General features: G+C 64.2%; 22 protein-coding genes and 1 pseudogene. 22 read left to right on the top strand and 1 reads right to left on the bottom strand.

Annotated features, from left to right (window positions below; translation table 11 throughout):
* Positions 1-2: 2 nt before the first annotated feature.
* From DM868_RS06235 to secY, 19 genes and pseudogenes are all read left to right on the top strand, one after another.
* Entirely contained in the window at positions 3-467 is a 465-nt protein-coding gene (locus DM868_RS06235; protein WP_137276008.1) for a 50S ribosomal protein L22, read from the top strand.
* A complete protein-coding gene (locus DM868_RS06230) occupies positions 467-1378 on the top strand; it encodes a 30S ribosomal protein S3 (RefSeq protein ID WP_137276007.1) in 912 nt (303 codons plus the stop codon). The genes DM868_RS06235 and DM868_RS06230 overlap by 1 nt, the downstream gene beginning before the upstream one ends.
* A gap of 2 nt (positions 1379-1380) precedes the next feature.
* On the top strand, positions 1381-1590 hold the full coding sequence (rpmC, locus tag DM868_RS06225) for a 50S ribosomal protein L29 (protein WP_137276006.1): 210 nt from the start codon (positions 1381-1383) through the stop codon (positions 1588-1590).
* Complete coding sequence (locus DM868_RS06220) at positions 1587-1865, top strand: ribonuclease P protein component 1 (RefSeq protein WP_137276005.1); 279 nt, start codon at positions 1587-1589, stop codon at positions 1863-1865. The genes rpmC and DM868_RS06220 overlap by 4 nt, the downstream gene beginning before the upstream one ends.
* Positions 1856-2188 (top strand): annotated as a pseudogene (locus tag DM868_RS06215) (30S ribosomal protein S17); the annotation flags it as partial. The gene DM868_RS06220 and the pseudogene DM868_RS06215, both read left to right, overlap by 10 nt.
* 11 nt (positions 2189-2199) lie before the next feature.
* Positions 2200-2598, top strand: coding sequence for a 50S ribosomal protein L14 (locus DM868_RS06210; RefSeq protein WP_137276003.1), 399 nt, complete (start codon positions 2200-2202; stop codon positions 2596-2598).
* 3 nt (positions 2599-2601) lie between these two features.
* Positions 2602-2964: a 50S ribosomal protein L24 gene (gene rplX / locus DM868_RS06205; protein WP_137276002.1), complete on the top strand. Its 363-nt coding sequence runs from the start codon at positions 2602-2604 to the stop codon at positions 2962-2964.
* Positions 2961-3746, top strand: coding sequence for a 30S ribosomal protein S4e (locus DM868_RS06200; RefSeq protein WP_137276001.1), 786 nt, complete (start codon positions 2961-2963; stop codon positions 3744-3746). The genes rplX and DM868_RS06200 overlap by 4 nt, the downstream gene beginning before the upstream one ends.
* Positions 3743-4285: a 50S ribosomal protein L5 gene (locus DM868_RS06195; protein WP_137276000.1), complete on the top strand. Its 543-nt coding sequence runs from the start codon at positions 3743-3745 to the stop codon at positions 4283-4285. Before DM868_RS06200 ends, DM868_RS06195 begins: the two co-directional genes overlap by 4 nt.
* Positions 4282-4455, top strand: coding sequence for a 30S ribosomal protein S14 (locus tag DM868_RS06190; RefSeq protein ID WP_137275999.1), 174 nt, complete (start codon positions 4282-4284; stop codon positions 4453-4455). The genes DM868_RS06195 and DM868_RS06190 overlap by 4 nt, the downstream gene beginning before the upstream one ends.
* 2 nt (positions 4456-4457) lie before the next feature.
* Entirely contained in the window at positions 4458-4850 is a 393-nt protein-coding gene (locus DM868_RS06185) for a 30S ribosomal protein S8 (protein ID WP_137275998.1), read from the top strand.
* 2 nt (positions 4851-4852) lie between these two features.
* Positions 4853-5389: a 50S ribosomal protein L6 gene (locus DM868_RS06180; RefSeq protein WP_137275997.1), complete on the top strand. Its 537-nt coding sequence runs from the start codon at positions 4853-4855 to the stop codon at positions 5387-5389.
* A complete protein-coding gene (locus DM868_RS06175) occupies positions 5386-6105 on the top strand; it encodes a 50S ribosomal protein L32e (RefSeq protein WP_137275996.1) in 720 nt (239 codons plus the stop codon). The genes DM868_RS06180 and DM868_RS06175 overlap by 4 nt, the downstream gene beginning before the upstream one ends.
* Positions 6102-6551, top strand: coding sequence for a 50S ribosomal protein L19e (locus DM868_RS06170; protein WP_137275995.1), 450 nt, complete (start codon positions 6102-6104; stop codon positions 6549-6551). Before DM868_RS06175 ends, DM868_RS06170 begins: the two co-directional genes overlap by 4 nt.
* Positions 6551-7105 carry a 50S ribosomal protein L18 gene (locus DM868_RS06165; protein WP_137275994.1) on the top strand — a complete coding sequence of 185 codons (555 nt, stop codon included), beginning with the start codon at positions 6551-6553 and terminating at the stop codon, positions 7103-7105. Before DM868_RS06170 ends, DM868_RS06165 begins: the two co-directional genes overlap by 1 nt.
* A complete protein-coding gene (locus DM868_RS06160; protein WP_137275993.1) occupies positions 7102-7737 on the top strand; it encodes a 30S ribosomal protein S5 in 636 nt (211 codons plus the stop codon). The genes DM868_RS06165 and DM868_RS06160 overlap by 4 nt, the downstream gene beginning before the upstream one ends.
* Positions 7734-8198 (top strand): 50S ribosomal protein L30, encoded by a 465-nt coding sequence (locus DM868_RS06155; protein ID WP_137275992.1) that lies wholly within the window; start codon positions 7734-7736, stop codon positions 8196-8198. Before DM868_RS06160 ends, DM868_RS06155 begins: the two co-directional genes overlap by 4 nt.
* Positions 8198-8704 (top strand): uL15m family ribosomal protein, encoded by a 507-nt coding sequence (locus DM868_RS06150; protein ID WP_137275991.1) that lies wholly within the window; start codon positions 8198-8200, stop codon positions 8702-8704. The genes DM868_RS06155 and DM868_RS06150 overlap by 1 nt, the downstream gene beginning before the upstream one ends.
* A complete protein-coding gene (gene secY / locus DM868_RS06145; protein WP_137275990.1) occupies positions 8705-10183 on the top strand; it encodes a preprotein translocase subunit SecY in 1479 nt (492 codons plus the stop codon). It begins immediately after the preceding gene.
* 61 nt (positions 10184-10244) lie between these two features.
* Here the strand turns inward: secY and DM868_RS06140 are convergent, their stop codons facing one another.
* Entirely contained in the window at positions 10245-10550 is a 306-nt protein-coding gene (locus DM868_RS06140) for a hypothetical protein (protein WP_137275989.1), read from the bottom strand.
* A 101-nt stretch (positions 10551-10651) separates the two neighbouring features.
* Between DM868_RS06140 and trkA the strand changes: the two genes are divergently transcribed.
* From trkA to DM868_RS06125, 3 genes are all read left to right on the top strand, one after another.
* A complete protein-coding gene (gene trkA, locus DM868_RS06135; RefSeq protein ID WP_137275988.1) occupies positions 10652-11989 on the top strand; it encodes a Trk system potassium transporter TrkA in 1338 nt (445 codons plus the stop codon).
* Positions 11990-13492: a TrkH family potassium uptake protein gene (locus tag DM868_RS06130; protein ID WP_137275987.1), complete on the top strand. Its 1503-nt coding sequence runs from the start codon at positions 11990-11992 to the stop codon at positions 13490-13492.
* Between the two features lie 81 nt (positions 13493-13573).
* Positions 13574-15109, top strand: coding sequence for a TrkH family potassium uptake protein (locus DM868_RS06125; protein ID WP_137275986.1), 1536 nt, complete (start codon positions 13574-13576; stop codon positions 15107-15109).
* The last annotated feature ends 1 nt before the right edge of the window (position 15110 follow it).

The following is a 15110-nucleotide window of genomic DNA, read 5'->3' as shown; positions in this document are numbered from 1 at the left end:
CCATGGGAATCAGCTACAGTGTCGACGCGGATCCGGACTCCACGGCGAAAGCCATGCTCCGGGAGCGTCACATGAGTCACAAGCACAGCAAGGAGATCGCACGGGAGATCAAGGGCATGATCGCCGGCGACGCCGTCGAGTATCTCGAAGCCGTCGTCGAAGGCGAGCGATCCGTCCCGTTCAAATCCCACAACAGCGGTGTCGGCCACCGAAACGACATCGACGGCTGGGACGCGGGACGATACCCAGAGAAGGCCTCCAAGGAGTTCCTCAATCTCCTTGAGAACGCGACGAATAACGCCGATCATCAGGGCTTCGACGGCGAAACCATGACGATCGAACACGTCGCGGCGCACAAAGTCGGGGAGTCCCCCGGTCAGAAGTCACGGGCCTTCGGTCGCGCCTCTCCGTGGAACACCCCACAGGTCGACGTCGAACTCGTCCTGCGGGAGGAGGACGACGAATAATGGCAGACGAACACCAATTCATCGAGGACGGGCTTCAGCGGACACAGATCGACGAGTTCTTCGCCGCCGAGCTCTCCCGAGCCGGCTACGGTGGCATGGACGTGGTCAAGACTCCGATGGGTACGCAGATCGTTCTGAAGGCCGAAAAGCCCGGAATGGTCATCGGAAAGGGCGGCAAGAACATCCGGAAGATCACCTCGACGCTCGAGGAGGAGTTCGACCTCGACGATCCACAGATCGACGTACAGGAGGTCGACGAGCCCGATCTCAACGCGCAGATCGTCGCGGACCGACTGGCGAACGCGCTCGAGCGCGGCTGGTACTTCCGGAAGGCCGGCCACACGACGATCGACCGCATCATGGACTCGGGCGCTCTCGGCGCCGAGATCGTCCTCAGCGGGAAGGTCACGGGCGCTCGCTCGCGCGTCGAGAAGTTCAACCGCGGCTACATCAAACACAACGGCGAACCCGCCGAGACGATCGTCGACAGCGGTATCGGTACCGCAGTGATGAAGCTGGGGACAATCGGCGTGCAGGTGAAGATCATTCCGCCGGACGCGGAACTCCCCGACGACTTCGAGATCTACGAGGGCGTCGAGGTCGAGGACTTCATCGAGGAGCCCGAGGGCGACGTCGAGGAACTGCTCGACGCACCCGAGGACGCTGAGGCCGAGCCGGTCGGCGCGGCCCCCGAAGACGTCATCGACGAGGAGACGAGCGACGCCGTCGAGGAAGTCCCCGAAGAGGAGATAATCGACGACGAACTCGAGGCCGAAACCGGCGATGCCGAGACGGCCGCGGACGATGCGGAGGAACTCGATGTCGAGGAGCTCGACGAGGATGTCGAGGCCGAAGCGGAAGAGCTCCTCGACGAGATGGAATCCGAGGACGCTGACGAGGAGGACGAGTGACGATGGCGATCCTTCACGTCGACGAGATCCGTGACATGACGCCCGCCGAGCGCGAGGCGGAGCTCGAACAGCTCAAAACGGAGTTGCTCAACGAGAAGGCCGTTCTGGCCGCCGGCGGTGCGCCCGAGAACCCGGGCCGCATCGGCGAACTGAAACGAACGATCGCTCGCCTGAAGACGGTGCAGCGAGAGGAGGGCGACTTCGACGAATGACCCCCGAATCGCTCGCCCGCCACGAACTTGCCGGTTTGGACGTGACAGTCACGGACGCGACCAATCCCGATCTGATCGGGATTAGCGGCTGCGTTCGCGACGAGACGATGCGGACGCTGCTCGTGGCGACGAGCGATGGGGTCAAACAGGTGCCGAAGGCGGGGACGACGTTCCGGTTCGTCCTGGAGACGGCCACCGTGGCCGTCGAGGGCGATCGGCTACTCGCGCGCCCCGCGCTCCGCACCGAAACACACAGAGGTTCACTATGGCAATAGGACTCGACGTAACACAGCCTCCGGAACCCGAAAATCCGGAGGAGTACGACTACGAGACGTGTCCGTTCTACGGTGAGCTGCCCGTTCGCGGGCAGGTCATCGAGGGAACGGTCGTCTCGACTGACATGGACCGTACCGTCGTCGTCGAGCGGGAGTACGAGGTGAACGTACCCAAATACGATCGTTACATGAAACGACGATCGAAGATTCCGGCGCACGTGCCGGGGGTACTGGAGCCGCTTTCCGTCGGCGACAACGTGAAGATAGCAGAGACGCGACCGCTCTCGAAGACGAAGAGCCACGTCGTGGTCGAGGTCACGGAGGGTGATGCCTGATGGAGGCACTCAATGCCGACGTGACGCAAGGACTGGAGAAGGGCTCGCTCGTCACATGCGCCGACAACACCGGCGCACGCGAACTGCGCGTCATCTCCACCTCCGGGTACTCCGGCACCAAGAACCGCCATCCGAAGGCGGGACTCGGTGACAAGGTGACCGTCTCGGTCACGAAGGGGACCCCGGAGATGCGACGGCAGGTGCTCGAAGCGGTCATCATCCGCCAGCGCAAGCCGATCCGACGACCCGACGGCACTCGCGTCAAATTCGAAGACAACGCGGCCGTCATCGTCGACGAGAACGAAGACCCCCGAGGAACCGAACTCAAGGGCCCGATCGCCCGCGAGGTCGCAGAACGCTTCGGAAGCATCGCCTCGACGGCGACGATGATCGTATAGACCATGACACGACAACCACGCAAACAGCGCAATCGACAGGAACGCGCCCCGCTGCACGAAAAGCAAAAGCAGGTTCGTGCATCGCTGTCGCCGGATCTTCGCGATGAGTACGGCCAGCGTAGCGTCCGCGTCAACGCGGGCGATACGGTCGAGGTTCAACGCGGCGATTTCTCCGGCGAGTCCGGTGAGGTCGTCCACGTGGATCTCCGCTCGGCGACGATCCACGTCGAGGACGTGACACTCGAGACGGCGGACGGCGAAGAGGTTCCCCGTCCGCTCGAGGCGAGCAACGTTCAGGTGACCGAACTCGACCTCGACGACGACGTTCGCGAGGCGCGACTCGAAGCCGAGGAGGATACCGAATGACGAAACATCAGAAACGACTGGCCGTCCCGAAATCGTGGCCGGTCGAACGGAAAGAAGAGACATACACGACGAAGGCCGCGGCGGGTCCGCACGGTGCGGCAGGAGTTCCGCTCCTGATCGTCCTGCGCGACGTGCTCGGCTACGTCGACTCGAAGAAGGAAGCCCGCTTCGCGCTCGGTCAGGACAGCGTTCTGGTCAACGGGAAGGCGGTCTCCGACGAGCGACGACCGATCGGGATGTTCGACATCCTGGCGTTCCAAGAGCGCGAGGAGTACTACCGCGTGTTCCCCGACGAGGGTGGACGGCTCTCGTTGACCCCCATCGACGCCGAGAGCGCAGACTCGAAGCTCGGCAAGATCGTCGGCAAGACGCAGGTCGCCGGCGGCGCCACGCAGCTCGCGCTCCACGACGGTGAGACGCTGCTCGTCGACGACGCGACGGCGTACGACGCGAACGACTCCATCGTCGTCGCCAACGAGGGCGACGACATCGTCGCACACTTCACCTACGAGGAGGGCGCGCTCGTCACGGCCGTTAGCGGCTCCCATGCGGGCCGAATCGGTACGGTCGACGAGATTCAGGTCACGCCTGGATCGTCGGCCAACAACGTGCTCATCGACGCCGTCGACGGCGACGAACGCTTCGAGACGGTCGAGGAGTACGTCGTCGTCATCGACGAGAACTTCACCGACGAGGATACGGACGCCGGGTCGGCCGACGACGCTGCGGACGACGAGTCGGAGGCCGACGCGGACGACGTCGAGGACGGTGATGCGGAATGAGCTCCGAACTCGAGTCGGGCGAGTTCCACGAGATGCGCGAACCGACCGTCGAGAAGGTCGTCGTCCACATGGGCGTCGGTCGCGGCGGTGAGCCGCTCGCCCTCGCCGAGGACATTCTCGCAGAGGTCGCCGGCCAACGGCCGGTTCGAACGACGGCGAAACGGACCATCCAGGACTTCAACGTCCGCGAGGGCGATCCGATCGGTGCGAAGGTCACGCTCCGTGGTGAGGCCGCCGCGGAGTTCCTCGAGACCGCGCTGCCGCTCGCCGAACTTCGCGAATCGCAGTTCGACGAGACCGGCAACTTCAGCTTCGGCGTCGAGGAGCATACCGACTTCCCGAGCCAAGAGTACGACCCGGACATCGGGATCTTCGGACTCGACGTGACGGTGAACTTGGTACGGCCCGGCTACCGCGTTCGCAAGCGCGACAAGGTCGCCCGTCCGATCCCGGCGAACCATCAGCTGACGGCCGAGGATGCGATCGCGTTCCTCGAATCGAGCTTCGACATCGACGTTGCGGCGGAGGACTCAGCATGAGCGAATCAGACCAACAGACGGGCGAGCAGGTCGCAAAGCGGACCGGCCAGCTCGAATCGTGCCAGCGCTGTGGGCGCCAACAGGGACTCGTCGGCAAGTACGACATCTGGCTGTGCCGACAGTGTTTCAGAGAGATCGCCCGCGGCATGGGCTTCAACAAGTACAGCTAACAATGGCGGACAACGATCCACTGGCCAGCGCGCTCTCGGGGCTCGACAACGCCGAAAGCGTCGGCCACTTAGACCAGACGATACAGCCCGCCTCGAACGAAATCGGCTCCGTACTCGAGGTCTTTTACGACCGCGGGTACGTCGGCGGCTTCCAGTTCGTCGACGACGGTAAAGCCGGACGATTCGAGGTCGAACTGAAAGGCGCTATCAACGAGTGTGGCGCGGTCAAGCCCCGCTACTCGGCGGGCGCGGACGAGTTCGAGAAGTGGGAGAAGCGGTTCCTCCCCGCCCGTGACTACGGGACGCTCATCGTCACGACCAGCCACGGCGTCATGAGCCACTACGAGGCCCGCGAACAGGGCATCGGTGGACAGGTAATCGCCTACGTATACTGACAATGCGCAAAGAAATCGACATACCGGACGAGGTCACGGTGACGATGGACCACCTCGAGTTGACCGTCGAGGGGACGAACGGGAGCGTCACGCGACGCCTCTGGTACCCCGACATCGCGGTCACGGTGGACGGCGACGCAGTCGTGATCGAATCCGACGACGACAACGCGAAAACGAACTCGACGGTCGGCACCTTCGAGAGCCACGTGCGGAACATGCTCTACGGTGTGACCGACGGGTGGGAGTACAACATGGAAGTGTTCTACTCTCACTTCCCGATGCAAGTCTCCGTTCAGGACGGCGAGGTCGTCATCGAGAACTTCCTCGGCGAGCGAGCGCCGCGACGGACGCCGATCCGCGGCGACACCGAGGTTTCGGTCGACGGCGAGGAACTGACGATCAGCGGTCCGAACATCGAGGACGTCGGTCAGACGGCCGCGGACATCGAACAGCTGACACGCGTCTCCGATAAGGATACTCGCGTCTTCCAAGACGGCGTCTACATCACGGGAATGCCCGATCGAGGTGAGGCCAAATGAGCGACGAGGAACACGAAGACGAGTACGAGGAGCTGACCGACATCAGCGGCGTCGGCGACGCGAAGGCAGAACAGCTCCGCGAGGCGGGCATCGAAACCGTCGACGACATCCGCGAGCTCACACAGGAGGAGCTCGCCGGGGTCGACGGGATCGGCAACGCGCTCGCGGCGCGGATCAAAGCCGATGTCGGCGATCTCGAGGTCGCCGACGAAACGGAGGCCGAAGTCGAAGACGAGACGCCTGAGGCGGCCGAGAAGGTCGACGAGGACGTCGAGACGGAACTGCAGCCCCGCGGGCTGGCAGACAAGACTCCGGAGCTCTCCGACGACGAAGATCGACTGCTCGCACAGCGCGAGCGCGTCGGCAAACCGCAGTTCAACCGACAGGACTACCACATGAAAAAGCGGACCCCGACGTCGTGGCGACGCCCGCGTGGCGGTCTCTCGAAGCAGCGCCGCGGCTACAAGGGCAAAGGCCCGAAAGTCGAGGCCGGCTACCGGACGCCCAAGGCGATCCGTGGCCGTCACCCGAGCGGCTTCGAGGAAGTCCACGTCGAGACGCCGGACGACGTCGACGGTATCGACGGCGATCGCGAGGCGATTCGAATCGGCTCGACGGTCGGCGCCCGAAAGCGAGAGCGCATCGAAGAGCTCGCCGAGGAGGCAGGGATCCGCGTTCTCAACCCGACCTACGTCGAAGTGGAGGTCGAAGAATGAGTGATCTGAAGGCACAGAAACGACTCGCTGCCGACATTCTCGGCGTCGGTAAGAACCGTGTTCGACTCGATCCCGACGCGCAAGCGGAGATCGCAGACGCGATCACGCGCGACGACGTGCGCGAACTCATCGATTCCGGCGTCATCCAGGCAACGGACGCGAAGAGCAACTCCCGCGGTCGAGCGCGCGAACGGCAGAAAAAGCGCGCCTACGGCCACCGGAAGGGACACGGGTCCCGGAAGGGGAAAGCGGGCGGCAGACAGAACCGAAAGGACGACTGGCGGAGCCGGATTCGCGCACAGCGTCGCGAGCTGCGCGAGCTGCGCGAGGACGGCGACATCGACGGTTCACAGTACCGCAAGCTGTACGACATGGCCAGCGGCGGCGAGTTCGACAGCGTCGCGGACCTGAACCGATATATCGCGGACAACTACGGTGAACAATAATGGCGACAGGACCACGATACACGGTGCCGATGCGGCGTCGCCGCGAGGCCCGGACGAACTACCATCAGAGGTTGCGCCTGCTGAAATCCGGCAAGCCACGACTGGTCGCTCGCAAGAGCAACAACCACACCAGGGCGCAGCTGGTCGTTACGGGTCAAAGCGGTGACGAAACGGTGGCGAGCGCTTCGTCGAACGACCTCTCGGCGTTCGGTTGGGAGGCCCCGACGGGTAATCTGCCAGCCGCGTACCTGACCGGCTATCTGGCCGGCAAGCGCGCGGTCGACGCCGGCCTCGAGGAGGCCGTGCTCGACATCGGGCTCAACACCGCGACGCCCGGCAACAAGGTGTTCGCAGTACAGGAAGGTGCAATCGACGCAGGGCTGGAGATCCCGCACAACGAGGATGTCTTCGCCGACTGGCAGCGGACCCGCGGTTCGCACATCGCGGAGTACGCCGAATCGCTCGACGACGAGCTCTACGGCCACGACTTCGACGCGACGGAGCTTCCGGCTCACTTTGATGAGGTGCGAGAGCGCCTGGAGGATGAACTATGAGTAACGGATGGGAGCCGCGAACGCGGCTCGGACGAAAGGTAGCGGACGGCGACATCACATCGATGCGCGAGGCCCTGCAGTCTGGGCTCCCGCTGAAGGAACCGAAGATCGTCGATCAGCTCCTACCGGGGCTGGAGGACGAGGTGCTGGACATCAACATGGTCCAGCGGATGACCGACTCCGGTCGGCGCGTGAAGTTCCGGTGTGTCGTCGCGGTCGGAAACCGCGACGGCTACGTCGGCTACGCGCAGGGCCGCGACGATCAGGTCGGCGGCGCGATCCAGAAGGCGATCGAGGTCGCGAAGCTGAACATCATCGACGTTCCGCTCGGCTCGGGCTCGTGGGAGGACCGTCCCGGCGGTCGAAACTCCCTGATGCGGCGGACGACCGGCAAGGCTGGCTCCGTCGAAGTCGTGCTCGAACCCGCTCCGCGCGGACTCGGGCTGGCCGCGGCGCCGACTGTTCGACACGTGCTCGAGCTCGCCGGCGTCGAGGACGCCTGGACGAAGTGTCACGGTAACACGCGAACGACGCTCAACCTCGCGAAGGCGACCTACAACGCCCTGCAGAACGCGTCGGAGTCGCGGACACCGGAGCACACTCGGAAGATCCGTCGGGAGGCCCAAGAATGAGGGCGATCGTCCAACTACGCGGCGAAGTCAACCAGAGCGCCGCAGTTCGCGACACGCTCGGCATGCTCAATCTCCACCGCGTCAACCACGCGACGTTCGTCCCTGAGACGGACACCTACGGCGGCATGGTGACGAAGGTCAACGACTGGGTCGCCCACGGCGAACCGTCGCTCGAGACCGTCGAACTGCTCGTCTCCCGTCGCGCGGAACCGGCCGAAGGCGACGCCGATATCGACGACGAGTGGGTCGCAGTGCACACCGACTACGACGACGTTTCGGCGCTCGCGGAGGCACTCGTCGCCGAGGAGACGACGCTTCGAGAGCAGGGGATCGCCCCGACGATCCGTCTCCACCCGCCCCGCGGCGGCCACGACGGAATCAAACACCCGACCAAGGAGGGTGGTCAGCTCGGCAAACACACGACCGAGGAGATCGACGAGCTCCTGGAGGCGATGCGATAATGACTTCGAAGAAACGACGACAGCGCGGTTCCAGAACGCACGGTGGCGGGACGCACAAGAACCGTCGCGGCGCGGGCCATCGCGGTGGCCGCGGTCGCGCCGGTCGATCCAAACACGAGTTCCACAACTACGAACCGCTCGGGAAATCGGGGTTCAAACGGCCCCAAAAGACCCGACGTGACGTCGAAACGGTCAATCTTCGCGAGATCGACGAGGACATCGCGGTCCTCGCCGCCGACGGCGTTGCCGACGAGTCCGGCGACGGCTACGCCGTCGACGCTCGCGACCTCGTCGAGGACGGCCACGACGTCGACCTCGTGAAAGTTCTCGGTGCGGGACAGGTGTACAACGAACTCGAGGTCGTCGCGGACGCGTTCTCCGAGAGCGCGGCGTCGGCGCTCGACGCGGCCGGCGGCGAGGCCGTCCTCACAGAGCGCGGCGAGGAACTCGAAGCCGAGGCGGAATCCGAAAAAGACACAACCGACGAGGATAACGAGGAAGCGTAAATGAGCTGGAAGGAGGCCGCCGAACCGGTACTCACGCGGCTGCCCGCCGTCGAGCGACCGACGGGTCACGTCCCGTTCAAGCGGAAGCTCGGGTGGACCGCGGGCGTGCTCGTGCTGTACTTTTTCCTGACGAACGTCGGGATCTACGGGCTGGGCCAGAACTCCGACATCTTCGGGCAGTTCCGAACGATCCTCGCGGGTTCGCAGGGATCGATACTGCAGGTCGGTATCGGTCCGATCGTCACGGCATCCATCGTGTTGCAGCTGCTCGGCGGGGCGGACCTGCTGGGGCTCAACACGGACGAGAACCCTCGCGATCAGGCACTGTACCAGGGGCTGCAGAAGATGCTCGTCATCGTCATGACGGTACTCACCGGCCTGCCGATGGTGTTCGCCGGCTTCCTTCAGCCAAGCCAATCGATCGCCGAATCGCTCGGCGTGTCGGCCTCGGTGCTCGGCTGGATCATGTTCGCCCAGATCTTCGTCGGCGGCATGCTCATCCTCTACATGGACGAGATCATCTCGAAGTGGGGCGTCGGCTCCGGTATCGGGTTGTTCATCATCGCCGGTGTGAGCCAGCGGCTTATCGGCGGCTTCATCGCGTGGAGTGGCCTCGGTGCGGGCTACGTCGGTTTCTTCCCGCGGTGGTACGGTATCCTCACGGGCGATGTCGAGATGGGGCCCGTGCTGACCCAAACCGGGCTTTTCGATCTGTTCTTGGGTCCCGGCGAGCTGCTCGCGTTGATCACGACGCTTCTCATCTTCGGGATCGTCGTCTACGCCGAGTCCGTCCGCGTCGAGATCCCGCTCAGCCACGCCCGCGTCAAGGGCGCTCGCGGTCGCTTCCCCGTGAAACTCATCTACGCGAGCGTCCTGCCGATGATCCTCGTTCGCGCGCTGCAGGCGAACGTGCAGTTCCTCGGCCGCATTCTTAACGCCCAGTGGGCCGGTATGCCCGCGTGGCTCGGCGATTACGCCGGGACCGAACAGGGCTTCGCCGAACCGACCGGTGGGCTGTTCTACTATCTCGCCCCGATCTACTCCCCGAACGACTGGATGTGGTGGCTCGGCGAGACGGCCGCGGCCCCCTGGCAGATCATGGTTCGTGTCGGTGTCGACCTGACGTTCATGATCGTCGGCGGCGCTATCTTCGCCATCTTCTGGGTCGAAACGACCGGGATGGGTCCGAACGCGACCGCCAAACAGATCCAGCGCTCCGGGATGCAGATCCCCGGCTTCCGGCAGTCGCCGGGCGTCACGGAGAAGGTGCTCGAACGCTACATCCCACAGGTCACCGTCCTCGGCGGTGCGCTGGTCGGGATTCTCGCCGTCATGGCCAACATGCTCGGCACGATCGGGCAGGTCACCGGAACGGGGCTGCTCCTCACCGTCTCCATAACCTACAAGCTCTACGAGGAGATCGCCGAGGAGCAGCTGATGGAGATGCATCCGATGATGCGCCAGATGTTCGGCGACTAGCCGGCGGATTCTTTTTATTGGTCGAACGGTCGCGTCCCTATCGCTGTTCCCACGACAGCCCCTACGGTTCCGCGGGGGCTTCGAGTTGGCTCGACGGCAATCCGCGGCTCGGATTCGGGTCGTTGTAGCCGGATGGCGCGACATCGTTTGGAGAGTCGGGATAGAACAGGGACGCGTCCGCGTTTGCGAAGGCGACGTTGGCGTCGCCATCGTACGTCACGTCCTCGCCGCGGCCGGTTTCGCCGTCCCCCTCGAGCGAGACGACGACCGTGACGCGCTCGAAGCCGCTGGACGTCTCCCGGCTCCGCAGGTCGATATCGTAATCGTCGATTCGGAGACCGAGATCGGCGACGCGTCCGTAGAGCATTCTCACACGGGTACGACCGCCACACTGTTAAAATACGAGCGCCCGACGCGTCCGGCTCACGGGATAGTAATTCACTTCATGCTTCACCGAGACGTGGGGGTATGCGCACCGTTATCGTCGGGGCCGGCGAGGTCGGGACCTCGATCGCGAGGAGCCTCGCCGCGGATCACGATGTCGTCGTCATCGATATCGATCCCGACCGGGCCGAACAGTTGAAATACGACCTCGACGTGATGACGCTAACCGGAGACGGGACCTCGCTGTCGACGCTACGGACGGCCAACATCGAGGCCGCGGATCTGTTCATCGCGAGCACCGACGACGACCGGACCAATCTCGTCGCCTGTGAGACGGCGAAAACCGTCGGTGATCCGTTCACCATCGCGCGGACCAAAAGCGTCGAGTATCTCGAGACGTGGGAACTGACGGAGAAGGCCTTCGGCGTCGACTTCATGGTCTGTTCGGACCTCTTGAGCGCAGAGAACATCGTGCGAGTGATCGGGCTCCCCTCGGCGGTCGACGTCGACCCCTTCGCGGGCGGTCTCGTTCAGATGGCCGAGTTCGAGATCGGTCCTGAGAGCCCGGTCGCGGGCCACACGGTCGCCGAGGCCGACAGGTTCGAGTCGCTGACCTTCGCCGGCCTCTTTCGGGACGATGAGCTCGTTCTTCCTCGAGGGGACACGGTCATCAAGGCCGGTGACCGGGCGGTCGTCATTGGCAGTCCCGAGAGCGTACAGGGCTTTTCGAGCGATATCGCCCCGGAAGCGACGCCCGGCCAAGCCGACGAAATCGTCGTCATCGGCGGCTCGGAGATCGGCTACCAGACGGCTCGACTGCTAGAAGAACGCGATCTTTCGCCGCGGATCATCGAACGGGATCACGCCCGAGCGCGGAAACTCGCGGAGAAACTCCCCAATACGCTCGTGATGGAGCACGACGCGACCGACACTGAGTTCCTCGGGCGCGAACACGTCGACGAGGCCGACATCGTCATCGCGGCGCTGGACAGCGACGAGCGGAACCTCCTGGTATCGATGCTGGCGAAACGCCTCGGCACCGACCGCGTCGTCGCGGTCGTCGACAACGGCGAGTACGTGACGCTGTTCGAGGAGATCGGCATCGACGTGGCGATCAATCCCCGTCAGGTGACCGCCGAGGAGATCACCCGCTTTACGCACGGCGGCGTCGCAGAAAACATCGCCGTCCTCGAAGGCGATCAAGCGGAGGTGTTGGAGCTCGAACTGACCGACTCGAGCGAGTTGATCCATCGTCCAATTCGGGACATCGCCGCCGATATCGACGCGGATCTCGTCTTCGGTGCGATCACGCGGAACAGAGAGATGATCACCCCCCGCGGCGACACGGAGCTTCAGATCGGCGACCACATCATCGTCTTCGTCGAGTCTTCGTTCGTCGACGAGCTCACCACGATGGCGTAGATGGTCCGCGTACGCGTCGACTGGCGGACGAGCCTCGATCTTACCGGGCGAATACTACTGTATCTCGCGATTCCGCTCGTCTTCCCGCTCGCGATCGCAGTGTGGTACGGCGAGTCCGTGCTCCCGTTCGTCGTCGCGATCGTCGTCACGATCGCGCTGGGCGGCGGGCTTCGGTCGCTGCCCGGCGACCCCGGCGATCTCGGGCCGCGAGAGGCCTTTCTGGCGGTCGCCGTAATCTGGTTTCTCGTGGCCACTGTGGGTGCGATCCCGTTCGTCACCGCGGGCATGGGAACGATTGCCCACCCTATCAACGCCATGTTCGAGGCGATGAGCGGGCTGACGACGACGGGAGCGACGACGCTGGTGGACTTCTCGATCCACGATCGGTCGATACTGATGTGGCGACAGATCCTCCAGTGGCTCGGCGGGCTCGGTATCCTCATCCTCGCGACGGCGATCCTCTCGGAACTCGGCGTCGGTGGCGCACAGCTCATGGAGACCGAAACGCAGACGAGAAACGTGAACAAGCTGACGCCTCGGATCTCCGAGACGGCGCGGCTCATCTGGGGGTTGTACGTCGGACTGACGGCGCTCGCGGTCGTCGTCTACTACGGGCTCCATCTCGTCGACCTCGCGCCGAAGATGGGGCTGTACAACGCCGTCGCCCACGCGCTCACGTCCGTGTCGACGGCTGGCTTTTCGCCCGAGCCGCTGAGCATTGGGGCGTTCGCGCCGATCGTCCAGTGGGCCGTCATCCCGTTCATGATCGCGGGCTCGACGAGTTTCGTGCTCATGTACTTCGCGATCAACGGCGAGCCGATGCGGCTGTTGAAAAACGAGGAGTTCCACTTCTACATCGGGGCGTTGGCGTTCTTCACGACGCTCGTCGCCGCGGCGCTCGTGTTCGACCCGAACGCCGGGTTCAGCGCCGAGGCGACGCTCCGACACGCGGCGTTCAACGTCGCCTCGATGGTCACGACGACCGGCTACGCGAGCGTCGACTTCGACCTGTGGTCGGCGGCGGGGAAACACATGCTCTTTTTGTGCATGTTCCTCGGTGGGATGGTCGGGTCGACGACCTGCTCGATCAAGTCGCTGCGTTGGCTCGTCGCGCTGAAGGCGTTCCGCCGGAACCTCTTTACCAGCGTTCACCCGGAGGCCGTCCGGCCGGTTCGACTCTCCGGTCGTACCGTCGACGAGGAGACGATCCGCGACATCTACGCGTACCTGCTGTTGAGCCTCGTGATCTTCTTTCTGTTCACGATCCTCATCGTCGTCGACGCGGCTCGGATCGGCGCGAACGTCTCCGAGTTCGACGCGATGGGCGCGGCCGCGTCCACGTTTCTCAACATCGGCCCGGCGTTCGGCGAGGCGGGTCCCTACGGCACGTACAACGGCTTTTCGATGGCGACGAAAACGGCGATGATCCTGTTGATGTGGATCGGACGCATCGAGATCATCCCCGTCCTCGTGTTGTTCACCCGGGCGTTCTGGAGAACGTAATCCTGCGGATTTTATATACCATCACCGACCAACCCGGAACGTATGGAGCGACGCCGGAAATGACGGGGTGTCTGTGAGACGATGCGGCTCCGCGTGAAGTGGCTGACGACCGCGAGCCTCGTCGGGACCGTGCTCAAGTACATCGCGGCGGCGATGGTCGTCCCCCTCGCGGTTTCGTTCATTTATATGGAGGACGTCTGGGTGTTCGCCGTCTCCGCCGCGGCGACCGGACTCCTCGCGTTTGCCCTCGAACGACTCGACCCCGATCCCGATATGGGGCCTGCGGAGGCGCTGTTGCTCGTCGTCGTCTCGTGGCTCGCCGTCGCGCTCGTCGGCACGATCCCGTACCTGCTCGCCGGCTACGGCACCCCATCGGCGCTCGCGCATCCGGTGAACGCGCTGTTCGAGTCGATGTCGGGCTTCACCACGACGGGGGCGACCGTGATGGGCGAGATCTCGACGGACCGACACTCCCACGCGCTGATGCTGTGGCGACAGCTCACCCAGTGGCTCGGCGGGATGGGGATCATCGTTTTGATGGTCGCTATCCTCCCGGAGCTGGCGGTCAACGGCGCACAGCTGATGAAGACGGAGGCTCCTGGCCCGGACCTCCAGAAGCTCACCCCGCGGATCACCCAGACTGCGCGGGTGCTCTGGATCGTTTACTTCGGCTTCACCGCGCTGCTCGCGGTGTTGCTGTACGCGCTGCATCTCGGCGGATTCGCGCCGAACATGACAGCCTACAACGCCGTCGCCCACGCGTTCAGCACGCTTCCGACCGGCGGATTCTCCCCCGAAGCGGACAGCATTGCTGCCTTCTCGGCGGCGGTGCAGTGGGTCATCATTCCGTTCATGGTCGTCGCCGGCACGAACTTCGCGCTCTTTTGGCACCTGCTCGACGGCGACGTTCGAACGCTCCTCAACGACCCGGAGTTTCGGGTGTACGCCGGGGCGATCGCGATCCTGACGGCGATCCTCGCGACCCTACTGTACGGCGGCGGCGCGCCCCCACAGGAGTTGGGCGGAACGACGGCCGGCAACACCGAAAACGCCTTGCGGCAGGCCGCCTTCCAGATCGGCTCGCTGTTGAACTCCACCGGATTCGCGACGAGCGACTTCGCACAGTGGGACCCCGCCGCGCAGACGCTACTGTTGTTCACCATGTTCATCGGCGGCTCCGCTGGATCGACCGGCGGCGGGATCAAGGTGATCCGGTGGATCGTCGTCATCAAAGCGCTGCGCCGGGAACTGTTCCGGACCGCACGCCCGAGCGCGATCAAACCGATCCGATTGGGTGGCTACGTCATCGACGAGGACGTGGTTCGCGGAATCACAGCATTCACGCTTTTGTATATGGTGCTCTTCGGCGTCGCGACGGTCTTTTTTGTGCTCGATTCGCTGCGTGTCGGCTACGAACTGAGTACGCTGGAAGCAATGGGCGCGTCGATCGCAACGCTCGGGAACATCGGTCCCGGCTTCGGATCGCTCGGTCCCTTCGGCAGCTACACCGAGTTCCCGTTCGAGACCAAACTCATGATGGTCTTTTTGATGTGGATCGGGCGATTGGAGATCGTTCCCGTCCTCGCGGTGTTCACCGGTGCGTTCTGGAAGCGGTGAG

Source organism: Natronomonas salsuginis (assembly GCF_005239135.1).
Lineage (GTDB): Archaea > Halobacteriota > Halobacteria > Halobacteriales > Haloarculaceae > Natronomonas > Natronomonas salsuginis.
This window is presented reverse-complemented; position numbering and strand designations above follow the sequence as displayed.